Consider the following 24,721-nt stretch of genomic DNA (forward strand, 5'->3'; position numbering starts at 1 on the left):
ATTTATAGTTATCAAAAAAGCCCAACATCACTGTTGGGCTTTTTCTTTGTTTAGGTATAGTTTGTTTGTTATTTTATAATTGTGGTCCAGCATTTACTAAATTCTGTCCCTCAGCATTGTCTGTATATTGAACGAAGTTTTTAATGAATCTTCCGGCTAAATCTGTTGCTTTAGTTTCCCATTCAGAAACATCTGCATAAGTATCTCTTGGATCTAAAATAGCAGAATTAACATCATGTAAAGATGTTGGAACCTCAAAATTGAACGTTGGAATTACTTTAGTTTCTGCTTTCTCAATTGAACCATCAAGAATAGCGTCAATAATTGCACGAGTATCTTTTATAGAAATACGTTTTCCTGTTCCATTCCAACCAGTGTTAACCATATAAGCTGTAGCATTGTGTTGCTCCATTTTTTTCACTAATTCTTCACCATATTTAGTTGGATGCAATGATAAAAATGCTTTTCCGAAACAAGCCGAGAAGGTTGGTTCAGGTTGTGTAACACCTCTTTCAGTTCCAGCTAACTTAGCCGTGAAACCTGATAAGAAATAATATTTAGTTTGCTCTGGAGTTAACTTAGAAACTGGAGGCATAACACCAAAAGCATCTGCAGTTAAGAAAATCACTTTTGTTGCATGACCAGCTTTAGAAACTGGTTTTACAATATTGTGAATATGATTAATTGGATAAGAAACACGAGTATTTTGTGTTACAGAACCATCTTTAAAATCAATTTTTCCGTTGGTATCAACTGTTACGTTTTCTAATAATGCATCTTTTTTGATGGCGCCAAAAATATCTGGCTCATTTTCTGCACTCAAATCGATTGTTTTTGCATAGCATCCACCTTCAAAATTGAAAACCCCATCGTTATCCCAACCATGTTCGTCATCACCAATCAATTCACGTTTTGGATCTGTAGATAAAGTTGTTTTTCCTGTTCCAGACAATCCGAAGAAAACGGCTACATCGCCATCTTTTCCTTTATTTGCTGAACAGTGCATAGAAGCAATTCCTTGTAATGGTAAATAGTAGTTCATCATTGAGAACAATCCTTTTTTCATCTCACCACCATACCAAGTTCCACCAATTAATTGTACTTTCTCAGTAAGGTTGAAAGCTACATAAACTTCAGAATTTAATCCATGAGCTGCGTAGTCTTTGAAACTAGTTTTTGAACCATTCATTACAATAAAATCTGGTTCACCAAAATTTTCAAGTTCTGCATCAGTTGGACGGATGAACATATTTTTCACAAAATGTGCTTGCCATGCTACTTCCATAATGAAACGAACTTTCAAACGAGTATTCTCGTTAGCGCCACAAAAAGCATCAACAACAAACAATCTTTTTCCTGAAAGTTGATTTACTGTTGTTTCTTTAAGAGCATTCCAAGTTGTTTGAGAAATTGGTTTGTTATCGTTTACCGCTTTTTCAGAATTCCACCAAATAGTATTTTCTGTAACAGCGTCTTTTACAATGTATTTATCTTTAGGCGAACGACCCGTGAATTCACCAGTCATTACGTTTACAGCTCCAAGTTCAGTCAATTGACCTTTTTCGTAACCTTGTAAACTTGGACTTAATTCTTCATTATATAAAAATTCAAAAGATGGATTGTATATAATTTCTTGGACATTTTTGATTCCATATTGTTCTAACGAAATCGATTTCGTAGATTGGGCAGTATTCTCCATAAAATTGTATTGTGTTGCAATTAATAAATTGACTGCAAAGGTAAAAATTAATTATTACAACGTTGTAGTTTATTAAAAAATTATGATTTTTTCTTTAAAAAATGTATTGTCAATATCGCCCAAGCCATTATTAATAGCAGTCCGCCAATAGGAGTTATAAATCCAATTATTTTAAAATTAAAATCATTTAAACTATCTGTAGCCAATAAATAAATAGAACCAGAAAAGAAGATAATTCCTAAAATAGTAAGCACTAAAATTGTTTTTTTTGTATTAAAACTCAGATGATTGTTTAATCCTAAAAACAGCAAAAACAAAGCATGATACATTTGATATTTTACTCCAGTTTCAAATGTAACTAATTGATCAACAGTTAAAACTTTCTTTAAAGCATGAGCACCAAAAGCTCCTAAAACAATTGCTGTCATTCCGAAAAAACCTGCTGCAGAAAATATTTTCTTGTCCATAATAATCGTTCTTAATAATTTTTAACAAAAATATCAGTTATATATGGAATGCTAAAGGATTTTTATGTTTTCCTTTAGATTTTAACAATTATAAAATTTTATATTTGTACCATAATTTTAAGAAATGAAAAAAGCAACATTTATTATCGCTACTCTATTGATTTTCTGTTCATTTAAAGCAGATACGAAAGTAGTTATTCCATCAGGTGAAAAATTAGTTTATGCTGGTTCTTATAATATGAGTGGATTGATGACACAATTGGCTCAAGTAACCATGTCAACAGAAACTCAGAATACTTCAAAAAACACTTATTTACATTTGAATTGTGAATTAGCAACGTTTAGCAAATGGGATAAGTTTTTCAAAATAAGAGATATTTATGAAGCTTACGTAAACCCGACCACTTTAAAACCAAGTTTATATAAAAGAAGTGTTGACGAAGGTGGTTACACTAAAAAAGAAAAATACGTTTTCAAAGGAAATTCTGTCACAAGCACCTCTAAAAAAAGGAATAATCCCGAAACAATTCGTACTTTCAATATTGGTGCTTCGACTCTAGATGTAGTATCGTTACTTTATAAAGTAAGAACTATCGATTTTTCCAAAATGAAATCAGGACAAACTAAATCATTTACCATTGTTTTTGACGAAAAAGAGATTCCTGTTACATTGAAGTACATGGGAACAGAAAGCGTTAATGCCGGGAATCTTGGACAAAAAGAATGCTACAAATTATCTATTGGCGCAAAAACTAACAAGCTAAAAGGAACAGACAAAAACTTAATTTGGCTTACTGCTGATGCAAAAAAAGTACCAGCATTAATGAAATTTAGCATTCCTGTTGGAACAGGACAATTAGCATTAACTTCTGCAACTGGAATTTAATTACTGAAATAAATTCAGCATAAAATGAGAAAGGCTTTATTAATTTTATCTTTTATATTTGTTATCTTGAGTATTGTTTTTTCAATTCTTCCATTTGACACTTTAGCTCTTTTACCAATTGGAGTTGCCTTGATTTTGATTTTTATAACTTTCAAAAAATCAGATACTAATCAACGTAAACTTGTTAAATGGTTGTTTGCATTAACTTATATCTGCGCAATATTTGTATTGGGAAAAACTTATCTAATAAAAGATGAAGTGGAAAAAGATCAACAATTTGAACAACAAAAAATTGAAACTAAACAAGAAGCAAAAAAGGAACTTGAAGATTTAGAAAAAGACCTTGAAGGTTTAGAATAAAATATCAAATTCTAAAATATAAATTCCAAATTCCGATTATAAATGTTGGGATTTGGAATTTTTTTATTGGAATTTCTTTAGTTTTGTATCCAATTACAAACAAACCATGAGAAACATTCTTATCATAGGAGCAGGTCGTTCGGCTTCATCTTTAATTCAATATCTTTTAAACAAATCTGTTGAACAAAATCTTCATATAACTATTGGTGATTTATCTTTAGAATTGGCTAAAAGAAAAACCAACAACCATCCAAATGCAACAGCAATTCAATTGGACATCAACAATGAAACACAACGTCATGCAGAAATTCAAAAAGCTGATATTGTAATTTCGATGTTGCCAGCTCACATGCATATTGAGGTTGCTAAAGATTGTATCACTTTCAAAAAACACATGGTAACTGCTTCTTATGTTTCAGACGCAATGCAAGGTTTGGATGCTGCTGCGAAAGAAAAAGGATTGATTTTCATGAATGAAATTGGGCTTGACCCAGGAATTGACCACATGAGTGCCATGAAAGTCATTGATGAAATTCGTGAAAAAGGTGGAAAAATGATTTTATTCGAATCCTTCTGTGGTGGATTAGTTGCTCCAGAAAGCGATAATAATCTGTGGAATTATAAATTCACTTGGGCACCAAGAAACGTAGTTTTAGCAGGTCAAGGTGGCGCAGCAAAATTCATTCAAGAAGGTAAATATAAATACATTCCTTACAATAAATTATTTCGTAGAACCGAGTTTTTATTAGTAGAAGGCTACGGAAAATTTGAAGGTTACGCCAACAGAGATTCTCTAAAATACAGAAGCGTTTATGGTCTTGACGACGTGTTAACTTTATATCGTGGAACTATCAGAAGAGTTGGTTTTTCTAAAGCTTGGAACATGTTTGTCCAACTCGGAATGACCGATGATACTTACGTAATGGAAAACTCTGAAACGATGAGTTTCCGTGAATTTACTAATTCTTTTTTACCTTATCATCCAACGGATTCTGTTGAAATTAAAATGCGTTTGGCTCTAAATATCGAGCAAGATGACATTATGTGGGACAAATTATTAGAATTAGATTTATTCAACCCAAACAAAATTGTTGGTTTAAAAAATGCAACTCCTGCACAAATTCTAGAACGCATCTTGAATGACAGTTGGACTTTGCAACCCAACGACAAAGATATGATTGTAATGTACCATAAATTCGGTTACGAATTAGAAGGAAAACAACAACAAATTGATTCTAAAATGGTTTGTATTGGTGACGATCAAACTTACACTGCTATGGCAAAAACTGTTGGATTACCTGTAGCTATGGCAACTTTACAAATCTTAAACGGAAATATAAAAACACCTGGAGTTCAATTACCAATTAGAAAAGAAGTTTACGAACCTATTTTGAAAGAATTAGAAGAATTTGGAGTGATTTTCAAAGAAACTGTTATGCCTTACATTGGATATAATCCTGATAAATTGGTAACAACTAACTAATATTTGTTTTAATTTAAAACAAAATATATACTTTTGCTTTAAAATTACAACCAATGAAAATCAATCAGCTTCAAATTGAAATTGACGGAATCGATAAAGAAATTCTTCGTTTCTTGATGGAAGATGCTCGAAAACCAATTTTGCAAATCGCCAATAAAATAGGGATTTCAGGAGCTGCTATTCACCAACGATTAAAAAAATTGGAAGATGCTGGTGTGATTTCGGGTTCTAAATTTATCGTAAACAACAAAGTTTTAGGATATAAAACCATGGCTTTTATTGGTGTTTACTTAGAAAAAGCGGCGTCCAATGCTGAGGCTGTAAAAGAATTAAAAAAGATTCCTGAAGTTTTAGAATGTCATTACACTACAGGAAATTGGAGTATTTTAATCAAAATTATTTGTAGAGATAACGAACATTTAATGCAACTTTTGAATAAAAAAATCCAACCTATTGATGGCGTTTCTCGAACAGAAACTTTTATTTCATTGGAACAACAAATAGAAAGACAGATACAACTTTAGATATTAGATTTTAGATATTAGATATTAGATATATGAACCTCAACAAATTTTCAAAAGAAAACCTTACAATTGCTTTTTACACTATCTATATTTTGATAGCAGGTATTTGTTATGAACTTTTTCCTGGTGATGCAAAAACTCCTAACTTTGGTGTGCTTTTGTTCTATTTATTTGTTCCTATTAGTTTGATTTACTTTATGGTGCATTTAATTCGTCAATTGTATAGTGGAAAAAGTCATGTGAAATGTCTTATCATACATGGAGTAGTTTGGTTGTCAATATTGATTATTTTATCAACCTTTGTAAAATAAAAAAATCCGTCTGTTATAGACGGATTTTTGTTTTAAACTTTATTCAAATTATTCATCATTACTTCTACCCATAAAGATAGAAATGTAATACAGTAATGTTCCTATCGAACCAATTGCGGCTACAACATAAGTTCTTGCTGCCCATTTTAGTGAATCTTCTGCTCCTGCATATTCGGCTTGGTTTACCATGTTTTTGTTTTTCAACCATGCTAAAGCTCTATTACTTGCATCGTATTCAACTGGTAAAGTGATTATTGTAAACAAAGTTGTTGCAGAGAAAATCACAATTCCAACAAGTAATAACGATGGAAAAGTATTTACCATTAGTATTCCAGCAAGTAAAATCCACTGAACAATATTGGATGCAAAAGAAACTATTGGCACCAATTTAGAACGTAATTGCAACATACTATAAGCCGTTGCATGTTGCACAGCGTGTCCACATTCGTGCGCGGCAACTGCAGCAGCAGCAGCATTTCTTTGATTATAAACTGACTCACTCAAGTTAACTGTTTTATCAGCTGGATTGTAATGATCCGTTAATTGTCCTGGTGTTGAAATTACTTTTACATCATAGATTCCGTTATCTGCTAGCATTTTTTCAGCAATTTCAGCACCAGACATTCCGTTTTGTAAATGCAATTTTGAATAAAACTCGAATTTGCTTTTCAATCGGTTGCTTACGAACCAACTCATTAGCATGATAATTCCAGCTAAAACCATATATCCCATTCCCATAATTTTATTTTTAAAGTTTATAAAGTAATATCAAATTACAAGCCAAATTTAAAAAATGACAAGTTGACATTTATTATCTACAAATAGTTATAAACGCAATCAACTCACTAGCTTCATAATAAGTAAAAGAAATATTGACTATTCCATATCCTTCATTTACTTTTTTATCAAGAAAATGTTCTACTTCTTTAGCTAATTCTTCTTTCATTCCGCCAAAACCAGCAGTTTTCTTTAGAATGTGGACTTCGTGTTTTTTCATTGTACTTGTTTCTTACTTATACGTAAAAAATGAAAAATGTTACAAAATTCTACAATAAAGTAATCCCAAAAACTAAACGATTATTTCCTTGTTCCTTAACAGTGTTGTTCACATCGGCGTAATCTGATTTCCATTTTCCGTTTGTAAATGCAAATTCATATCCAACATTTAATCTCAGTTTGGTAGATTTATTATTAAAAAGATACAACGATGCTGATGGTCCTACAAAGAACATATTATTTCTTAAAGACAGATTTCCAACATTATTGGCTGGTGTTAAATCATTAAGATCAATAAGGTTATTTTTAGTGAAAACTACCAATTCTCCTGTAGTATTTGAAAGATTTAACCCTGTTGTGAAGGCAACTTTTTCTTTATTTATTAAATTGTAGTGAACTCTTAATCTGGTGGTAAAACCTGTATATCTATTTTCATTATTTCCGACCTCATTTTTAGAATTTAAAAATCCAAAATCGATGTCTCCAGAATATTTTTTTCCAAACAAGGTCATACCTATAAAAAACTCTGGAGTAAAACTATTAACCTCAGGAAGTCCGGCAGCTTTCAGCTTTTTATCAATGCTTAACTCATCCTGAACTTGAGCATTTATTCCATAAGTGAAATAAAATTTTGCTTTATTAGAAGTTGTAGTTTCTTCTTTTTCCTGAGCAAATGACCAACTAACAAAAAATAATGCGATTAAAACTTTTAAATTTCTCATATTTAGTTTGATTAATGTTATTTATTCAAAGTTACTAATCAGATTTTTTTTCTAGTTCATTTTTAACTTTAAATTATAAATTATCTAACGTTTATTTTTTGGCAAAAAACTCAATAAAAAAGCCACAGATTCACTGATTTAAAATTAATCTGCGAATCTGTGGCTATTACTCTTTTTAAAATTATCCCACCAAGTTAATCACTTTTCCAGGAACAATAATCACTTTATTTGGTGTTCTTCCGTCCAATTGTTTTATAGTACGTTCGTCTGCCATTACAATTTCTTGAATTTGCGGAACGGTTAAATCTAAAGATAATTTAATCGTGAAACGCATTTTACCATTAAAGGAAACTGGGTATTCTTTTTCAGATTCAACTAAATATTTTTCTTCACAAATTGGAAAAGCAACTGTTGAAACCGAACCTTCATGACCTAATTGCGACCATAATTCTTCAGCAATATGTGGCGCATACGGCGAAACCAAAATCGCTAATGGCTCCAGAATTTTTCTACTATTGCATTTCATTGTTGCCAATTCGTTTACACAAATCATAAACTGTGAAACCGATGTGTTGAACGAGAAATTCTCAATGTCTTCAGTAACTTTTTTGATGGTTTTGTGTAACGATTTGTACATTTCTGCTGTTGGTTCGTCGTTAGTTACAATCAAACCATTATCATCAAAATACAAACGCCATAGTTTTTTCAAGAAACCAGAAACTCCAGTAATTCCTGCAGTATTCCAAGGTTTTGCTTGTTCCAATGGGCCTAAAAACATTTCATACAAACGCAATGTATCTGCACCATAATCATTACATATTTCATCTGGATTGACCACATTGTATTTTGATTTTGACATTTTTTCTACTTCTCGAATAACTATTATTTCATCAGTATCAATCACATCATTTCCATCAAAGTATGATGCATTTAACAATAGTTTATATCTTTCATCTTTTGAAAGATTAGTTAAATTAATTTCATTTTTCAAATTGACATAACTCACATCAATTGCAGATTTAAAACAAACAAAATTTCTTTCTAAACCTTCTAATCTATTATTTGAACTTTCAAATAAAGATAATCTCTCATCTAAAAACTGATATAATTTATTAGGCAAAATATCTATTGAACCTCCATTTATAAAGTTCTTGTAAGTATCAAGATTTAGTAAAACTTGATCAGGAGCATTTTCATCTCCTAATTTAGTTTGCAAAACAAATACAAAAGCACTTTCTCCCAAAATCATTCCTTGATTGATCAATTTTTTGAATGGTTCTTCTGTTGGAGCGTAACCTCTATCTTTTAGGAATTTGTTCCAAAAACGAGAATATAATAAATGTCCTGTTGCGTGTTCGCTTCCACCAATGTATAAATCTACGTTTTCCCAATATTTTAGTGCATCGGCTGAGGCAAATTCGTTTTCATTGTGTGCATCCATATAACGCATCCAATACCACGAACTTCCTGCCCAACCTGGCATCGTGTTTAATTCTAAAGGGAAAATAGTCACGTTGTCAATCAACTGATTACTGACCACTGAACACTGAACACTATTCCACGCCCAAGTTGTTGCGTTTCCTAATGGCGGTTGTCCGTCTTCGGTTGGTAAATACTTTTCTACTTCTGGCAAGACAATTGGTAAATATTTGGCATCAATCATTTGTGGCAATCCATTCACATAATACACCGGAAATGGTTCACCCCAATATCTTTGACGAGAAAAAACCGCATCACGCAAACGGTAATTGGTTTTGCCTTTTCCTTGTCCGATTTTTTCTAGTTCTTCGATGATTTTTTTCGTTCCGTCTTTGTAACCCAATCCGTTTAAGAAATCAGAATTTACTAATTCGAAACCACCTTTTTCACCATAAGCTGCTTCAGAAATATCTTGATTGAAAATATTTTTAATTTCAGGCATTCCGAGCGTTCCTTTGAAGAAATTCGCGAAAGCATAATCACGTTCATCACCACATGGAACTGCCATAACAGCACCTGTTCCGTAACCAGCCAAAACGTAATCGCCAATCCAAACCGGAATTGGTTCTTTGGTAAATGGATGTTCGGCAAACGCACCAGTGAAAACTCCTGAAATGGTTTTTACATCGGCCATTCTTTCTCTTTCAGAACGTTTTGCAGTGGCTTCCACATAAGCGTCAACCGCAGCTTTTTGTTCTGGCGTTGTAATCTGAGAAACCAATTCGTGTTCTGGAGCCAAAGTCATGAAAGTTACTCCGAAAATAGTATCAGGTCTTGTCGTGAAAACAGAAATTAATTTATCTGAATTTTTTAATTTGAAATCAACAGAAGCTCCAACTGATTTTCCAATCCAGTTTCTTTGCGATTCTTTTATCGATTCACTCCAATCGATAGTATCTAAACCTTGTAATAATCTTTCGGCATAAGCAGAAATTCGCATCGACCATTGTGTCATTTTTTTACGAATAACTGGATGACCGCCACGTTCTGAAACTCCGTTTACGATTTCGTCATTTGCCAAAACGGTTCCTAATGCTGGACACCAGTTCACTTCGGTTTCTGCTAAATACGTTAATCTATATTGTAAAAGAATTTTTTGTTGTTCTTCTGATGAAAACGAATTCCATTGTGAAGCTGAAAATGGTGCAATGTTATCATCACAAACTGCATTTACAGAGGCATTTCCTTCTTTTTCAAAAATGGAAACTAAAGTTGCAATATCTTCCGCTTTATCTGTATTTTTATTGTACCACGAATTGAACAATTGAATGAAAATCCATTGTGTGTGTTTGTAATAATCGGCATTTGAAGTGCGCACTTCTCTACTCCAATCGAATGAAAATCCGATTTTATCTAATTGTTCACGGTAACGCGCAATGTTTTCTTTGGTTGTTGTATCTGGATGTTGCCCAGTTTGAATAGCATATTGTTCTGCTGGTAAACCAAACGAATCGTAACCTTGTGGATGCAACACATTAAAACCTTTGTGACGTTTGAATCGAGCTACAATATCGGATGCAATATAACCTAGCGGATGCCCAACGTGTAATCCTGCTCCTGATGGATAAGGAAACATATCCAAAACATAGTATTTTGGCTTTTCGCTGTTATTTGATGCAGCAAAAGTTTGGTTTTCTGCCCAGTATTTTTGCCATTTGGCTTCGATTTGTTCGTGAAAGTATTTCATTCGTCCTTTTTACATTAAAATTTTAGTGGCGATAAACAATACTATTGTAAGAATTTACTTTGTTAATTTTTTTACTTAAAACCTTGAAAGTTAATCGAAAGTTAATGTCTACGCTAATTGGCCACAAATTTACATTTATTGTACTAAACTCAAAACTTTAAACGTTATAAACTATGAATAAACAAATTCTTTATTATTTTTACGGCTTAAATTACAATGTATGTCATCAAATTTCGATAAATTTCAAAAAAGGAGAGTAATCACTTCCTATGTTTCAGTTGTGATGAGTGTGTTTTTAGTATTATTTTTACTAGGAATGCTTGGTCTTTTCATTATCAATTCTAAACGTTTATCAGACAACTTTAAAGAAGATATTGTAATGACTGTTTTCTTTAAAAACGAAGCCAACGACACTGTTTTCAAGCAATTTGAAGCCGAAATGAAGGCAGGAAAATTCGCTAAAGATTACAAATATGTTTCAAAAGAAACTGCAGCCAAACAACATAAAGAAGTAATTGGAGAAGATTTTATGCAATTTCTTGGAGTAAATCCATTGCAAAACTCTTACGATATTCACCTTAAAGCAGATTATGTAACCAATCCTGGTTTTTCTAAAGTGGAAAGTCAAATTCGTAAAAATCCTCTGGTTGCCGATGTAGTTTATGACAAACAATTAATCACATTAGTAAACGATAATGTTAGAACCATAAGTATGTGGGTTTTAATTGTAAGTGGTGTTTTTGCTTTTATTTCTGTTTTGCTAATTAATAGTTCGATGCGTCTTTCTATTTATGCCAACAGATTTATTATTAAAACCATGCAGATGGTTGGTGCAACAAAATCATTTATTAGAAAACCATTTGTAAAAAGAAGCATTATTTTAGGAATTATTGGAGCTGCTTTGGCTGTATTAGCATTACTTGGAGTTCTTTTATATGTATCAACAAACTATCCTGCATTGGATATTTTTAAAGATATTGAATTAACTATTGTAGTTTTATTGGGAGTTTTAGTTCTTGGAGTTTTAATAACTTGGATAAGTACTCACTTTGCGACACAACGTTTCTTAAATTTAAGAACTGACGACCTTTATTAGTATTAAGAATTAAGTACAAAGTATTAAGACTTTGAAAAAATATTTATAAATATTCAGCAGAGATGCTAAAATAAATTCAGCATAAATGAAAAATAACGAACAAAAACCAGATTTTCTTTTTGATCAAATCAACTATAAATTTCTTTTAATAGGAATTGCAGTTATTGCCTTAGGATTTATATTAATGTCTGGAGGCGGAAGCACTGATCCAAAAGTTTTTAATGAAGATGTATTTAGTTTCAGAAGAATTAGATTGGCTCCAACAGTGGTGTTAATTGGTTTTGGAATTACAATTTACTCTATTTTCAAAAATCCTAAATCTAGTAAATAGTCAATTGTAATTTGTGAATAGTTTTATAATTCTATTTTCTAATTACTTTTTACTTATCACTCAACACTAATTACTAAAAAATGGATTTACTTCAAGCAATTCTTATTGCAATAGTAGAAGGATTAACAGAATATTTACCTGTATCTTCAACTGCTCACATGATTTTTACAAGTTCTTTCTTTGGTATTCAAGAAGATGATTTTGTAAAATTATTTCAAGTTTCAATTCAATTTGGAGCCATTCTCGCAGTTGTAGTTTTGTATTGGAAAAAGTTTTTTGACTTTACAAAAATCAATTTCTATATCAAATTGGCTTGTGCTGTAATTCCGGCATTGGTTCTTGGAAAAATATTTGATGATAAAATTGATGCCGTTCTAGGAAATCCTATTCCAATTGCTATAGTTTTAATTCTTGGTGGAATTGTTCTCCTATTTATTGATGGACGATTTAATACTCCAACAGTTGCTAACGAAGAAGATATTACAATCAAAAAAGCCGTAACTATTGGTTTTTGGCAATGTTTAGCGATGATGCCAGGAACAAGTCGTTCTGCTGCCTCTATAATTGGAGGAATGCAACAAGGATTAACAAGGGAAACGGCTGCTGAATTTTCATTTTTTCTTGCAGTTCCTACAATGTTAGCAGTTACTACTTATTCGCTTTTCCTTAAAACTTATGAAGTTTCACAATTAAAAGGATATGAATTGTTAACCCAATCAAGTGAGAATTTAAAATTGTTCATAATAGGAAATATTATTGCCTTTGTTGTTGCAGTAATTGCTATAAAATTCTTCATCGGAATCATTAAAAAATATGGTTTTAAACCTTGGGGTTACTATAGAATTATAGCTGGAATTATTTTATTGACTTATTTTTCTTTAAACAAATAAAATTTGAAAACAGCCGAAGATTTTCTTGAAGGTCAAATTCTTTTAATTGACAAGCCGTTAACTTGGAGTTCGTTTCAAGCAGTGAATAAGTTGAAATACATTTTAAAAAGAAAATACGATTTACCTAAAAAATTCAAAATAGGTCATGCCGGAACTTTAGACCCTTTGGCGACTGGTTTATTAATTATTTGCACAGGAAAATTCACCAAGAAAATTACAGAAATTCAAGCGCAAGCTAAAGAATATACAGGAACAATTACAGTTGGAGCAACTACGCCAAGTTACGATTTAGAAACTGAAGTTGATGCTACTTTTCCAACCGAGCATATTTCTGAAGCCTTAATTCTAGAAACAACTAAACAATTTCTTGGAGAAATAGACCAAAAACCACCTGTTTTTTCTGCTATCAAGAAAGATGGAAAACGATTATATGAACACGCACGTGCAGGAGAAGAGGTTGAAATTGCCTCAAGAAAAACAACAATTCACGAGTTTGAAATTACAAGAATTGCACTACCTGAAATAGATTTTAGAGTGAAATGCAGTAAAGGAACTTACATCCGCTCCTTAGCTTTTGATTTTGGAATTGCACTTAATTCAGGAGCGCATTTAACAGCTTTGCGAAGAACAAAAATTGGTGATTACGATGTAATTAATGGCGTTTCGCCTGAAGCATTTGAAAATTAATTTATGAGAAAAATATTCTTTTCCCTTTTTACTTTTTTGTCAATAACCACTTTTTCACAAACGCAAAAAGACACTTTAACTGACAAAAAAAGTCATTTAGAATCCTATAAAGAACAAGAAAAATCAAAACCCTTAAGTGATAATGGTCAATTTTTTATATTTGACATAAGTGTTCCGTTCAGAGGAAATGAAACCTATGGTGAAATTGATGAAAATGGAAATCGAAGTGATTACTGGTTTCTTCCTGATGGAATTGGAGCAAAATTTGGCTACGGAATTCATTTCAGCGAATGGATTGGACTGAGTTTGAACACCGGATTTGATGTCGTTGCTCAACAAAAACTATTTAGCGTTCCTGTTTATGCTTCCATAGTTTTAACACCAAGAATTAATGATGACGTTTCTTTATTATTTCAATATGGTTTCGGAAAATCTTTCGCAATTGGACGTGGTAATCTCTCTGGATTTTACAACAAATTTAGAGTTGGTGTAGGTGACGAAATTATCATTTTTGCCGATGTCAGTTTAAATGGATTTGCAGTTAGAAACATTGAAAACACCGGAAGTATCAGTTTGGGATTGACCATTCCGGTATTCAAATAATAACTATTAAAGTAACTCCATAATTTCCTTTTGAGTAGAAATTCCTTTGTCTTGCAAGTACCATTTTTGTAGTTCAATTTTAGCTGTTTCGTCAACAATTCCGTGTGCAGCTTTGTAATCTAAAATTAGTTGTTTAGCGCCTTTTGGTCTAGGTCCAAAATCATTTACAACTTCGTTAGTAGCTTTATCAATAATAATTAACTTTGGTATTGATTTGGTTCCATTTGTCAAAAACAAATTCATCAAATCTTCATTATCATCACGAAGTACAATTCTTAAATCTATTTTATTTGAAACTTCTGCCATTTTATTAATAACCGGAAGAATTTGCGCAGCATCACCACACCAACTTTCTGAAATAACCAACCAAGTATATTCTTTAGACAGATTTTGTAAAACAGTTTTTACTTCATCAACAACTTGAATGGTTTTATCCAATCGATGCAATCTTGCTTCGTTCAATTGCGTGTAATGTATTAGATCTTCTCTTTGTTCATGACCAGTAGTTTTACCTTCTTTAGCCAAATCAGTTACAAAATCTCTATATTCTTGGTATGAAAAACTAACTTTCAAGCTTTTCTCTATAATTGAATTCATATGTAAATATTATTTGTTTTTTGGTGCATATGTATCGCTATTTTCATTGGTGTTTATCTCACATTTTATATTAATTTTCATAGGTGTTCGATGATTTTTAATTGCAAGCAAACAGGTTTGTATATGGCGATTTCATTTTTGTTAAATTTATTCTGCAAAATTAGTTTTATTTTTACAAATGAAATGTAACAATAATTACACTGAGGCGTTATCTAAAAAAAAACAGTAATGGATTTACAATCAAAATCAATCGGTTTAGCTTTATCTGGTGGAGGTTCGAAAGGAATTGCTCATGCTGGTGTTTTAAAATTCCTTGAAGAACAGAACATCAAACCAACACAAATTGCAGGTTCAAGTGCAGGAGCCGTTGTTGGTTCGTTGTATTCTTGGGGTAAAACTCCAGAAGAAATTTTATCTTTTTTTAAATCAATTTACTTTTTCCATTGGAAACATTTTACCATCAAAAAAGCTGGAATAATAGATTCTGAATCGTTCAGAAAATATTTTGAAGAAATTTTTCAAGATGCAAAAATGAGTGATTTGCCAATTCCAATGCATGTAACTGCTACCGATATGGTAAAAGGAAAACTGAAAATTTTTAATAATAGTTCTCGAATTGTTGATGCTATTCTTGCCTCTTCTGCAGTTCCGGGTGTACTTTCTCCTTATGAAGTTAACGGAAATTTATATAGTGATGGTGGTATTCTAAATCATTTTCCAACTGATGTTTTGCAAGGAAGGTGCGACAATATTATTGGTGTTTATGTTAGTCCGATTCAAAAAATTGAAGCTAAAGATTTGAATTCTATCAAAGCTGTTACTACAAGAGCGTTTGATTTACTTTCTGCTAATTCTAATTTTCAGAAATTCAATCATTGTGATTGGGTTATAGAACCTGAGGAATTAGTGAACTTTAGTACATTTGAAACCAATAAAACTAAAATGGATAGCATTTTTGAAATTGGTTACCAAGCTGCAAAAAAATCATTTGAACAATTGAAGGATAATTTTTGATTTACTATTTCATAAAATCATATAATAACTATATTTGCACTAGAAATACACAACCTTGTTCAAAATAAATAACTACTAATGAAATACAAAAGAATACTTCTAAAACTGAGTGGTGAGGCATTAATGGGTGAAAGACAATATGGAATCGACCCAAAAATTTTAGCCGAATATGCTAACGAAATTAAGCAAATTCACGACAAAGGTGTAGAAATTGCAATAGTTATTGGAGGTGGAAATATCTTTAGAGGTGTTGCTGGAGCAAGTAACGGAATGGACAGAGTGCAAGGTGATTATATGGGAATGTTAGCAACCGTTATCAACGGAATGGCATTGCAAGGAGCACTAGAAGACAAAGGAATGTTGACTCGTTTACAAACAGCCTTAAAAATTGAAGCTATTGCTGAACCATACATTAAGAGAAGAGCTGTTCGTCATCTAGAAAAAGGAAGAATAGTTATTTTTGGTGCAGGAACAGGAAATCCTTATTTCACAACTGATACCGCTGCGGTTTTACGTGGTGTAGAAGTTCACGCTGATGTAATATTGAAAGGAACTAGAGTTGACGGAGTTTATACTGCCGATCCAGAAAAAGATAAATCAGCTGTGAAATTTGATTATATTTCATTTGAAGATGTACTTAAAAAAGGATTGAACGTAATGGACACAACAGCTTTTACTTTAAGTCAAGAAAACAAATTGCCAATCGTGGTGTTTGATATGAACAAAAAAGGAAACTTACTAAAAATCTGTGAAGGCGAAAATGTTGGAACAGTAGTAAATATATAATTAGAAAACTTTTAGAATAAAATCTGAAATACAATGGAAGAAATTGACTTTATAATTGATGAAGCTAAAGAAGCAATGAATGGTTCTGTAGCACACTTAGAAAAATCTTTTTTAAATATTAGAGCTGGAAAAGCTTCGCCACAAATGTTGGGTAGCGTTTTTGTTGACTATTATGGTTCGCAAACACCTCTTTCACAAATTGCAAATGTTAATGTTCCAGATGCAAGAACTATTACTATTCAACCTTACGAAAAAAGCATGTTAAACCCTATTGAAAAAGCAATTATGGTTGCTAACTTAGGTTTTAACCCAATGAATAATGGTGATTTAATCATCATCAGCGTTCCGCCACTTACTGAAGAGCGTCGTCGTGATTTAGTAAAGCAAGCTAAAGCCGAAGCTGAAGATGCAAAAATTGGTATCCGTAACCATAGAAAAGATGCCAATACAGATATCAAAAAACAAGAAAAAGAAGGTGTTTCTGAAGATGTTTGTAAAGTAGCGGAAGAAACTATCCAAAAACTAACCGATAGTTTTATTAAAAAAGTAGAAGAGCATTTAGTTCAAAAAGAAGCTGAAATAATGAAAGTATAATTTTCGTTAAATGTATATTAAAATCCGTTCGATAGTTCGAGCGGATTTTTTTATTCCTACATTTGTCATAATTCTTTTACACGATTTAAACAAAATCATCTTAATGAGAAAATTTTGGGTTTTTCTATTTATTCTTTTTTGCAATTATGCTGTTTCGCAAAAAATAATGCAAGGTCAAGTAATTGATTATGACACTACTGTACCAATTGCTTTTGCAAAAATCACTCACAATAACAAAACTATTTCATCCAATTGGGAAGGTAAATTTACTATTACAATAACCGATGATAAGAAACCAATAGTAGTCACATACAAAGGATATTATGATAAAAATTATCATTTAACTGTTGGCGCCAAATTTCTAATCATAAAAATGGTAAATAATAATACCATGAAAGAGAAAGAAATTTTTTCGGAGAATCAAGTAAATCTTATCATCAAAAAAGTCATTGAAAACAAGAAAAGCAATCAACCAGAAAAAGCTTTAAATACTTTTGAATATAAAAATTACGAACACTTACTGGTAACTGCAAATCCAGATTCTATTTCCAGTAAAATTGATACACTTTACAAAAAATCACTTTTTGGAAGAAAGAAAATGCAATTTGATTCTACCAATTATAAATTTAAAAAACTAGTTGAAAACCAACATATTTATCAAACTGAGAAAGTAAATTTATTACAACACAACAATTCTGGCACCAAAGAAACCTTGATAGCTTCAAGAATGGCTGGATTCAAAAAACCGCTTTATGAATATTTGGGATTAAATTTAGTTTCCTATTCTCTTTACGAAAATAGCTTGGATATTCTTGAAATTCCTATTCGAAATCCAATTTCTAGTTATGGTAGAAAATTGTTTGTTTTCAAAATTATTGATACTGTAAAAATACAAGACCGAACTGTTTACAGAATTTATTTTCAACCTAAAAAATTAAATTCAAATAAGTTAAGAGGATTATTGTTTGTTGATGCTGAAAATTTCGCCATTGCAAAAGCATTTTATAGAATTTACGGAATTGTAAATATTAATGCTACTTACACATTTAATTATCTAAAAGAACATAAAGTTTGGTTTCCTGAAAAAAGAAAATTTATCGTTATAAAAGGAAACAATAGTGAAGATTTAAAAATATTTGGTGGTACCATAAAATTCAATTCAAGCATTGAAGGTTTACAAAAAGATGCTTCCGACCAAATGTATCTCAAACTAGAATCTACACCATACGATGTAAAAATAAATGAGGTCGTTTCCTTCAAAACACCAAGCATCAAGATTGATGTTCCAGAAGCCAGTATGTCTAAGCCAGACTCCTATTGGGTGTCTTTAAAAAAGGACACTTTAGACAGAAGAAAATTGCGTACTTATACCAATCTAGATAGTTTATCTGTAGCGGAAAACATTGAACAAAAAATCTTTTTGGGTAAAAAAATAATCAATGGTTATGTTCCTGTAAGTTTTGTAGATATTGACTTAAAAACGTTGATAAAATTCAACAATTATGAAGGTTTTAGATTAGGAATTGGTGGCGTTACAAACAATAAACTATCAGATAAATACAAAATTAGTGGCTATGTTGCTTACGGATTTAAAGATGATAAATTCAAATATGGTATAACTCCATCCTATTTATTACACAAAGAAACCAATACATGGATAAGCGCTTCTTATGTTGATGATTTAAATGAAATTGGTCAAATTCAGTTTGCTACTCAATCACGCCGATTTAGAATTTATGATCCGAGACCAATAAACATATCTACTTTTTACAATAACAAGACCTATTCTTCTTTTATAGAAAGTAAGTATGTGCCGAAAACCGATATTTATTTTGGAATTGCACGAACAGAAATCCAACCACTTTTTGATTACACATACAACGTTGATAATAAATCGTATACCAATTTTAACTTCACAACAGCACAATTTGCAATACAATGGAATCCATTTAGCAATTATATGCAAACTTCGACAGGTAGATTAGAAATTGATAAACGTTTTCCAAAATTCTCATTTCAATTTACAAAATCATTTGAAAATATTCTCGACAGCGATTTTGACTTTACAAAAATAGATTTGCGTATTAGTCACGAAATTCCTTTCCTTTCTGGACAAAATACATCTTTAATTTTTCAAAGCGGATTTGCTTTTGGAAACGTTCCATTGACACATTTATATAGCATTGCGCCAAATAATTTAAATCGTGAAACGTTGTTTAAACGAATCACCTTTGCTGGAAAAAACAGTTTTGAAACCATGTTTTTCAATGAGTTTTTCTCAAGTAGTTATGTGAGTTTTCACGTAAAACATACTTTCAACAAAGTGAAATTAGCTTATAAAATAAAACCACTTATTTCTGTTGTAACACGAATGGCATGGGGTGAAATGGACAAACCAGAACAACACATCGGACTACAATACAAAACTATGGAGCGAGGTTTTTTTGAAAGTGGCGTTGAAGTCAACCAAATTTTTAAAGGATTTGGATTAACCTTTTTTATGAGATATGGTCCAAATGCTTTGCCAAAATTTGAAGATAATTTTGCTTTGAAATTGAGTTATGTTTTAGATTTAGGATTTTAAACTATGGCTTAATAATCAAAACCGAAGGGATATTACTCAACCAAACGCTTTCTGAATCAACTAGATTTTTCCAACTTTCTAATGATATCATCATCATGTCTTGTTGTAAAAGAAAACCAGCTTTCATTTGACTTTCATCAATTATTGAGATTTTATCAGCATAAGAATTTTGAAGCGCATTAATTGCGTTTTCAATTACAAAATTATTTTTTACCTGATTATTAATGTCTAAAATGGTGATTTTTGTATCGTTATTATAAATCAACTTTTGCGAATATTCCATAAGAAAAGTATCATCTGAACCAAATATTGGAACAAAAACTTCGTCTACTTTTACTAAGTCTTTATCAATTAAAATTCCAAGTGGTTTTTTAGTCTTTGAAATCACTAAACGAGTTCTGTCATCAAAAGGAGAATTTTCAAACAAACCTTCTTTTCCAGTGAATTTGTCTAACAACCTATCTGGATTGATAATTCTGGTTGTAAAACCAAGTACTTTTCCAAGAAACGAACCTTCAAAAATTGATTTCCCTAAACCAACCAAAACCAAATCATATTCACCTCTTACAGCAATATCTGCAATGTCAGTTTCAATATCAATAGTTGATTTGAATATGGTAGTCAACTTTTGATTTAAAACTTCAGATTCTTCCAAAATGGGTTCAAAAGTTTCTTTCTCGTATTCCTCAAGATTATAAGAATGAACTTCATCACTCAAAGACAAGTGTAGAGCAGTAACGTTGCAATTTTCTTTTTGTTTTTTTACAAAACTATTAGCCAAACGCAATAGTGATTTCCCTTTTTCATTGTTTCCAAAAGATATTAAAATTTTAAAACTACTATTACTAATTTCTTTAGGAATAATAACTTCTCTTCGCTTGAAAAAATAATTAATAATATCAATCGCCGGTCCTGTCATGAAAGTTGTTACCAAAGCCATGATGACCATCATTGTAAAAACTTCAGCAGAAAGCACTCCTAAATCGTAACCAATATTAAGAACAACTAATTCCATTAATCCTCGAGTATTCATTAACGCACCAATGGTTAAACTATCACGCCAATTTTGTCCAACAAACCTTGCTGCCAAAGCACTTCCAACAAACTTTCCTACAACAGCAACAAGAATAATCCATCCTGTGATTTTCCACAAATAAGGGTCATTGATTAAGCCAATTTGTGTACGCAAGCCTGTAAAAACAAAGAATAGTGGGAGCAATAAAATCAAGGCAACGTCTTCTACTTTATCAATAAAAATTTTCCTAATATTGATAATGTCTGGCATAATTGCGCCTGTCATAAAAGCACCAAAAAGCGCATGAATTCCGATAATTTCAGTCAAGTAAGAGGAAATTATTAAGGTTAAAAGAAAAATGGCTACAACGGGTTTACTCAAATTATCTCTTTTCGCATATAAATCTCCAATTTTTTTAAAAAAAGGTTTTACAACAAAAAGCATCATTAAAACATAAACTGTTGCTAAAAGAATGATGTAAAGCGAACTCATAAAAGTTCCAGCTTTTACAATTGCAATAACAGCGGCTAACAAACACCAAGCAGTAATATCATCGGCTGCAGCACATGTAATTACAATAGTTCCTAGTTTGGTTTTATGAATTCCTCTTTCTTGAACAATTCTTGCTAAAACTGGGAAAGCAGTGATACTCATCGCAATTCCCATGAACAAACTAAACGATAAAAACTCAACACCTTGCGGTGCAAATTTGTAATAAATAAAATAAGATAATCCAATTCCTAAAGCAAAAGGAAACACAATACTTGCATGACTTATAACCACAGCTTCGTTGGCTTTGTTTTTTAAGACTTTCAAATCAAGTTCCATTCCTATCACAAACATGAAAAGAATCAAACCAATTTGACTTAAAAACTGTAAATTCCCTAACGATTCAACAGGGAAAAGCATAGCAGAATATTCTGGCATGTACATTCCAACAACAGATGGTCCAAGAAAAATTCCTGCAATGATTTCACCAATAACACTTGGTTGACCAATTTTTCTGAAAATCCAACCAAAGAAACGAGCTACAATTATTATAGTGATAATTTGCAATAACAATATAGCTAAAGGATGTTTTAAATTATGAACTAAAGAATTGACAAACTGACCAAAAAAAGTGTCATTTGATGTTTTAGTAATAATATCACGACCAATTTCTAAAGACTTTCCTTTGGTAACTATCCAAAACATAAGCGCAATAAATCCGCCTGTTACACCAAAGTAGAATAATGCATTCTTAAAGTTTTTCATTCTTGTCCAAAGCTTTTTTTAACGATACAAATATGGTAAAAAGTTAATCATAAATTGTAAAATGGATATAAAATTAATATAAAATTAAAATTTATAAAATTTATACCTATTTTCACTTAAAAGATGACTATAAGTTCTATTGTTTTAAGCGGTTTTCACTACCTTTGCACTCGTTTTTAAATCTTCAAATGAAAAAATTATCAGGTATAGGTTTTTGGGAATTAATTGCCCGAATTATCCTTAGAAATAGAATTTTACTCTTGTGCTTAGTTGTATTGATTACAATTCTAATGTCTTTTCAGTGGAAAGATTTGAAATTTACCCATACAGAAGCCAACTTAATTCCTGCTGATGACAAGGTAAATCTAGACTATAATAGTTTTCTAAAAAACTTTGGTGAAGAAGGAAATCTTATAGTTATTGCTACAAAAGATAAAAAATTATTTACTCCAGAAATTTATAAAAAATGGAGTGAATTAATGCATCAAATCAAATCCGACAAAGAAATTGAATTGGTAATCTCAGTTGATAATCTTCAAAAACTTACCAAAAACGACTCATCACAAACATTTGAACTAAAACCTTTAGTTGATCAATCAAAAACGCTTGACGAAAATTATTTAAAACAAATAAAATCGGAATTGTTCAACAAAATGCCTTTCTATGAAGGTTTGTTGTTCAACAAAAAGTCAGGTGCCATCCGTTCTGCGGTTTATTTAGATAAGAAAATTGTAAATACTGTTGCTAGAAAAGAATATGTTTTACATAATCTGATTCCGAAATTAAATAAATTTAAAGAAGAAACAGGAATTGAATTGCATACTTCCGGAATGCCTTATATTAGAACATTAAATGCAAAAACTATCGTTGACGAAATTGGAATATTTATTGGAGCAGCTTTATTGATTACCTCCTTAATTTTCTTCTTTTTCTTCCGTTCGTTTAGAGCTACTTTAATTTCTTTGGTTATAGTAATTATCGGTGTAATGTGGTCGTTCGGAATCATTGCATTAATGGGTTATGAAATCACAGTTTTAACTGCTTTAGTTCCAACTTTAGTAATTGTAATTGGAATTCCGAATTGTATCTTCTTCATCAATAAATACCATCAAGAATATCAAAAACACGCCAATAAAGCCAAAGCACTTCAACGTGTAATTACAAAAACTGGAACGGCAACGTTGATGACCAATTTAACTACTGCGTTTGGTTTTGCTACTTTTATTGCTACAAATAACACTTTGTTATCAGAATTTGGAGTAGTAACATCAATAAATATCATCGCTATTTATTTACTTTGTTTGATTATAATCCCAATTTTCTTTAGTTACATTCCTGCTCCAATTCCAAGACATCTTGGACATTTAGAACGAGAATATTTAACTTCATTCATGAATTGGATTGTTCGCACAGTAAAATACAATCGTGTTGGAGTCTATGTAACAGCAGTAATTCTACTAGTTTTTGGAATTATCGGAATTTATGAAATACGAATTTCGGGAAGTATTATCGAAGACATGCCTAAGAAAACTGCTTTCTTTGACGACATTCGATTCTTCGAAAAAGAATTTGATGGCGTAATGCCTTTGGAAATTATGATTGACACCAAAAAGAAAAATGGTGCAACGAAGTTGACCAATTTGCGAAGAATGGAAGATTTAGAAGAAACCATAACCGATATTCCTGAACTTTCTAAACCATTGTCTGTAGTAAATGTTGCCAAAAGTTTCAACCAAGCTTACTATAACGGAAATCCAGATTTTTACACTTTGCCTTCACCAAATGAAGAGTTTGCATTGTTGCCTTATATCAAAAATTCTCTTAAAAATTCGAAAGACAATCAGTTGAAAAGTTACATTTCTGATGATGGAAGTGTAGCCAGAATCACCACCTTTATTAAAGACGAAAATGGTGAAAAGATGAAATCAATTGAAACGCAATTGAGAAATAAAATCAACAAAATATTTCCATCACCTAAATATGAAGTGATTATCACTGGAAAAGCATTAGTTTTCCAAAAAGGAACTAAATATTTATTAGATAATTTATTATCATCATTATTGTTTGCATTTTTAATTACAGCAGGATTAGTAGCAATAATGTTCCGTTCGTTTAAAATGGTTTTGGTTTCTATTATTCCAAATTTATTACCTCTTTTAATGACCGCAGGTTTGATGGGATTTTTAGGAATTCCTTTAAAACCATCAACAATATTAGTATTTGGAATTGCTTTCGGAATGTCAGTTGATGACACGCTGCGATTCTTAGCTCAATATCGATTAGAGCTTTCTAGAAACGATTGGAAGATAAAAAAATCGGTTTTTGCTACTTTTGACGATGCCGGAATTAGTATGTTTTATACATCAATTGTATTATTCTTTGGATTTTCGGTATTCATGTTATCAAGTTTTGGTGGAACCATTGCCCTTGGTGGATTGGTAGCTTTAACCTTATTTTTCGGAATGTTATCTAACTTAGTTTTACTACCATCATTAGTATTAACGTTGAATAAAACATTAGCAAACGAACAAGAACTAAAAGAGCCAACTTTCGATATTTTGGAACATACTGATGAAGAGTTGGACGAATTAGAAAAGAAAAATAATTAATTTATATTTGCATAAGATTATTTAACATAAACTGTCACCCTGAGCAC

The 24,721-nt window shown here is 31.4% G+C and carries 23 protein-coding genes; 15 read left to right on the forward strand and 8 right to left on the reverse strand.

The window, feature by feature from the left end:
* Positions 1 to 73: 73 nt before the first annotated feature.
* Together pckA and ABD766_RS12475 are read right to left on the reverse strand one after the other, a co-directional pair.
* Positions 74 to 1,699: a phosphoenolpyruvate carboxykinase (ATP) gene (gene pckA, locus ABD766_RS12470; protein ID WP_344816992.1), complete on the reverse strand. Its 1,626-nt coding sequence runs from the start codon at positions 1,697 to 1,699 to the stop codon at positions 74 to 76.
* Between the two features lie 80 nt (positions 1,700 to 1,779).
* The gene (locus tag ABD766_RS12475) at positions 1,780 to 2,166 is read right to left on the reverse strand and encodes a DUF423 domain-containing protein (RefSeq protein WP_344816993.1); all 387 of its coding nucleotides are present in this window, start codon (positions 2,164 to 2,166) and stop codon (positions 1,780 to 1,782) included.
* 124 nt (positions 2,167 to 2,290) lie between these two features.
* On the opposite strand from ABD766_RS12475, the gene ABD766_RS12480 reads away from it, so the two are divergent.
* The 5 genes from ABD766_RS12480 (at position 2,291) to ABD766_RS12500 (ending at position 5,730) form a co-directional block, all read left to right on the forward strand.
* A complete protein-coding gene (locus ABD766_RS12480) occupies positions 2,291 to 3,052 on the forward strand; it encodes a DUF3108 domain-containing protein (RefSeq protein ID WP_344816994.1) in 762 nt (253 codons plus the stop codon).
* Positions 3,053 to 3,076: 24 nt separating this feature from the next.
* A complete protein-coding gene (locus tag ABD766_RS12485; protein WP_344816996.1) occupies positions 3,077 to 3,412 on the forward strand; it encodes a hypothetical protein in 336 nt (111 codons plus the stop codon).
* Between the two features lie 106 nt (positions 3,413 to 3,518).
* Positions 3,519 to 4,895, forward strand: coding sequence for a saccharopine dehydrogenase family protein (locus ABD766_RS12490; protein ID WP_344816998.1), 1,377 nt, complete (start codon positions 3,519 to 3,521; stop codon positions 4,893 to 4,895).
* A gap of 53 nt (positions 4,896 to 4,948) precedes the next feature.
* Positions 4,949 to 5,419 carry an Lrp/AsnC family transcriptional regulator gene (locus ABD766_RS12495; protein WP_298118511.1) on the forward strand — a complete coding sequence of 157 codons (471 nt, stop codon included), beginning with the start codon at positions 4,949 to 4,951 and terminating at the stop codon, positions 5,417 to 5,419.
* 32 nt (positions 5,420 to 5,451) lie between these two features.
* The gene (locus tag ABD766_RS12500; RefSeq protein ID WP_344816999.1) at positions 5,452 to 5,730 is read left to right on the forward strand and encodes a hypothetical protein; all 279 of its coding nucleotides are present in this window, start codon (positions 5,452 to 5,454) and stop codon (positions 5,728 to 5,730) included.
* A 48-nt stretch (positions 5,731 to 5,778) separates the two neighbouring features.
* Here ABD766_RS12500 and ABD766_RS12505 read toward each other — a convergent pair whose 3' ends face one another.
* The 4 genes from ABD766_RS12505 to ABD766_RS12520 all read right to left on the reverse strand — a co-directional run bounded on the left by ABD766_RS12505 (position 5,779) and on the right by ABD766_RS12520 (position 10,614).
* A complete protein-coding gene (locus ABD766_RS12505; protein WP_298304899.1) occupies positions 5,779 to 6,468 on the reverse strand; it encodes a zinc metallopeptidase in 690 nt (229 codons plus the stop codon).
* 73 nt (positions 6,469 to 6,541) lie between these two features.
* Positions 6,542 to 6,727 carry a hypothetical protein gene (locus ABD766_RS12510; protein ID WP_344817000.1) on the reverse strand — a complete coding sequence of 62 codons (186 nt, stop codon included), beginning with the start codon at positions 6,725 to 6,727 and terminating at the stop codon, positions 6,542 to 6,544.
* Positions 6,728 to 6,776: 49 nt separating this feature from the next.
* Positions 6,777 to 7,448 (reverse strand): hypothetical protein, encoded by a 672-nt coding sequence (locus ABD766_RS12515; protein WP_344817001.1) that lies wholly within the window; start codon positions 7,446 to 7,448, stop codon positions 6,777 to 6,779.
* 181 nt (positions 7,449 to 7,629) lie between these two features.
* The gene (locus ABD766_RS12520) at positions 7,630 to 10,614 is read right to left on the reverse strand and encodes a leucine--tRNA ligase (RefSeq protein WP_344817002.1); all 2,985 of its coding nucleotides are present in this window, start codon (positions 10,612 to 10,614) and stop codon (positions 7,630 to 7,632) included.
* 220 nt (positions 10,615 to 10,834) lie between these two features.
* Between ABD766_RS12520 and ABD766_RS12525 the strand changes: the two genes are divergently transcribed.
* From ABD766_RS12525 to ABD766_RS12545, 5 genes are all read left to right on the forward strand, one after another.
* Positions 10,835 to 11,710, forward strand: a complete 876-nt coding sequence (locus ABD766_RS12525) for a cell division protein FtsX (protein WP_298304910.1) — start codon at positions 10,835 to 10,837, stop codon at positions 11,708 to 11,710.
* A gap of 85 nt (positions 11,711 to 11,795) precedes the next feature.
* Positions 11,796 to 12,041: a DUF3098 domain-containing protein gene (locus tag ABD766_RS12530; protein ID WP_298304913.1), complete on the forward strand. Its 246-nt coding sequence runs from the start codon at positions 11,796 to 11,798 to the stop codon at positions 12,039 to 12,041.
* 80 nt (positions 12,042 to 12,121) lie between these two features.
* On the forward strand, positions 12,122 to 12,931 hold the full coding sequence (locus tag ABD766_RS12535) for an undecaprenyl-diphosphate phosphatase (RefSeq protein ID WP_344817003.1): 810 nt from the start codon (positions 12,122 to 12,124) through the stop codon (positions 12,929 to 12,931).
* Between the two features lie 3 nt (positions 12,932 to 12,934).
* Positions 12,935 to 13,618 carry a tRNA pseudouridine(55) synthase TruB gene (gene truB / locus ABD766_RS12540; RefSeq protein WP_298304919.1) on the forward strand — a complete coding sequence of 228 codons (684 nt, stop codon included), beginning with the start codon at positions 12,935 to 12,937 and terminating at the stop codon, positions 13,616 to 13,618.
* 3 nt (positions 13,619 to 13,621) lie between these two features.
* The gene (locus tag ABD766_RS12545; protein ID WP_344817004.1) at positions 13,622 to 14,221 is read left to right on the forward strand and encodes a hypothetical protein; all 600 of its coding nucleotides are present in this window, start codon (positions 13,622 to 13,624) and stop codon (positions 14,219 to 14,221) included.
* Between the two features lie 6 nt (positions 14,222 to 14,227).
* Here ABD766_RS12545 and ABD766_RS12550 read toward each other — a convergent pair whose 3' ends face one another.
* On the reverse strand, positions 14,228 to 14,818 hold the full coding sequence (locus tag ABD766_RS12550) for a thioredoxin family protein (RefSeq protein ID WP_344817005.1): 591 nt from the start codon (positions 14,816 to 14,818) through the stop codon (positions 14,228 to 14,230).
* Between the two features lie 228 nt (positions 14,819 to 15,046).
* Between ABD766_RS12550 and ABD766_RS12555 the strand changes: the two genes are divergently transcribed.
* The 4 genes from ABD766_RS12555 (at position 15,047) to ABD766_RS12570 (ending at position 19,796) form a co-directional block, all read left to right on the forward strand.
* On the forward strand, positions 15,047 to 15,832 hold the full coding sequence (locus ABD766_RS12555; protein ID WP_344817006.1) for a patatin-like phospholipase family protein: 786 nt from the start codon (positions 15,047 to 15,049) through the stop codon (positions 15,830 to 15,832).
* A 78-nt stretch (positions 15,833 to 15,910) separates the two neighbouring features.
* A complete protein-coding gene (gene pyrH / locus ABD766_RS12560; RefSeq protein ID WP_298304931.1) occupies positions 15,911 to 16,618 on the forward strand; it encodes a UMP kinase in 708 nt (235 codons plus the stop codon).
* A gap of 33 nt (positions 16,619 to 16,651) precedes the next feature.
* On the forward strand, positions 16,652 to 17,212 hold the full coding sequence (frr, locus tag ABD766_RS12565) for a ribosome recycling factor (protein ID WP_344817007.1): 561 nt from the start codon (positions 16,652 to 16,654) through the stop codon (positions 17,210 to 17,212).
* A 103-nt stretch (positions 17,213 to 17,315) separates the two neighbouring features.
* Positions 17,316 to 19,796, forward strand: a complete 2,481-nt coding sequence (locus ABD766_RS12570) for a DUF5686 family protein (RefSeq protein WP_344817008.1) — start codon at positions 17,316 to 17,318, stop codon at positions 19,794 to 19,796.
* Between the two features lies 1 nt (position 19,797).
* Here ABD766_RS12570 and ABD766_RS12575 read toward each other — a convergent pair whose 3' ends face one another.
* Positions 19,798 to 22,065, reverse strand: a complete 2,268-nt coding sequence (locus ABD766_RS12575) for a cation:proton antiporter (protein WP_344817010.1) — start codon at positions 22,063 to 22,065, stop codon at positions 19,798 to 19,800.
* A 188-nt stretch (positions 22,066 to 22,253) separates the two neighbouring features.
* On the opposite strand from ABD766_RS12575, the gene ABD766_RS12580 reads away from it, so the two are divergent.
* Positions 22,254 to 24,674 carry an efflux RND transporter permease subunit gene (locus ABD766_RS12580; protein WP_344817011.1) on the forward strand — a complete coding sequence of 807 codons (2,421 nt, stop codon included), beginning with the start codon at positions 22,254 to 22,256 and terminating at the stop codon, positions 24,672 to 24,674.
* The last annotated feature ends 47 nt before the right edge of the window (positions 24,675 to 24,721 follow it).

The sequence above is a fragment of the Flavobacterium cheonanense genome, assembly GCF_039539185.1.
Lineage (GTDB): Bacteria > Bacteroidota > Bacteroidia > Flavobacteriales > Flavobacteriaceae > Flavobacterium > Flavobacterium cheonanense.

Bases quoted from the DNA above. Each gene is read 5' to 3' on its own strand.
- ABD766_RS12500 (WP_344816999.1), top strand. From the start codon at position 5,452: ATGAACCTCAACAAATTTTCAAAAGAAAACCTTACAATTGCTTTTTAC.
- frr (WP_344817007.1), top strand. From the start codon at position 16,652: ATGGAAGAAATTGACTTTATAATTGATGAAGCTAAAGAAGCAATGAAT.
- ABD766_RS12510 (WP_344817000.1), bottom strand. From the start codon at position 6,727: ATGAAAAAACACGAAGTCCACATTCTAAAGAAAACTGCTGGTTTTGGC.
- ABD766_RS12530 (WP_298304913.1), top strand. From the start codon at position 11,796: ATGAAAAATAACGAACAAAAACCAGATTTTCTTTTTGATCAAATCAAC.
- ABD766_RS12550 (WP_344817005.1), bottom strand. From the start codon at position 14,818: ATGAATTCAATTATAGAGAAAAGCTTGAAAGTTAGTTTTTCATACCAA.
- ABD766_RS12555 (WP_344817006.1), top strand. From the start codon at position 15,047: ATGGATTTACAATCAAAATCAATCGGTTTAGCTTTATCTGGTGGAGGT.
- ABD766_RS12520 (WP_344817002.1), bottom strand. From the start codon at position 10,614: ATGAAATACTTTCACGAACAAATCGAAGCCAAATGGCAAAAATACTGG.
- pyrH (WP_298304931.1), top strand. From the start codon at position 15,911: ATGAAATACAAAAGAATACTTCTAAAACTGAGTGGTGAGGCATTAATG.
- ABD766_RS12490 (WP_344816998.1), top strand. From the start codon at position 3,519: ATGAGAAACATTCTTATCATAGGAGCAGGTCGTTCGGCTTCATCTTTA.
- ABD766_RS12505 (WP_298304899.1), bottom strand. From the start codon at position 6,468: ATGGGAATGGGATATATGGTTTTAGCTGGAATTATCATGCTAATGAGT.
- ABD766_RS12575 (WP_344817010.1), bottom strand. From the start codon at position 22,065: ATGAAAAACTTTAAGAATGCATTATTCTACTTTGGTGTAACAGGCGGA.
- ABD766_RS12475 (WP_344816993.1), bottom strand. From the start codon at position 2,166: ATGGACAAGAAAATATTTTCTGCAGCAGGTTTTTTCGGAATGACAGCA.
- ABD766_RS12495 (WP_298118511.1), top strand. From the start codon at position 4,949: ATGAAAATCAATCAGCTTCAAATTGAAATTGACGGAATCGATAAAGAA.
- ABD766_RS12570 (WP_344817008.1), top strand. From the start codon at position 17,316: ATGAGAAAATTTTGGGTTTTTCTATTTATTCTTTTTTGCAATTATGCT.
- ABD766_RS12485 (WP_344816996.1), top strand. From the start codon at position 3,077: ATGAGAAAGGCTTTATTAATTTTATCTTTTATATTTGTTATCTTGAGT.
- ABD766_RS12535 (WP_344817003.1), top strand. From the start codon at position 12,122: ATGGATTTACTTCAAGCAATTCTTATTGCAATAGTAGAAGGATTAACA.
- pckA (WP_344816992.1), bottom strand. From the start codon at position 1,699: ATGGAGAATACTGCCCAATCTACGAAATCGATTTCGTTAGAACAATAT.
- ABD766_RS12515 (WP_344817001.1), bottom strand. From the start codon at position 7,448: ATGAGAAATTTAAAAGTTTTAATCGCATTATTTTTTGTTAGTTGGTCA.
- ABD766_RS12525 (WP_298304910.1), top strand. From the start codon at position 10,835: ATGTCATCAAATTTCGATAAATTTCAAAAAAGGAGAGTAATCACTTCC.
- ABD766_RS12580 (WP_344817011.1), top strand. From the start codon at position 22,254: ATGAAAAAATTATCAGGTATAGGTTTTTGGGAATTAATTGCCCGAATT.
- ABD766_RS12545 (WP_344817004.1), top strand. From the start codon at position 13,622: ATGAGAAAAATATTCTTTTCCCTTTTTACTTTTTTGTCAATAACCACT.
- ABD766_RS12480 (WP_344816994.1), top strand. From the start codon at position 2,291: ATGAAAAAAGCAACATTTATTATCGCTACTCTATTGATTTTCTGTTCA.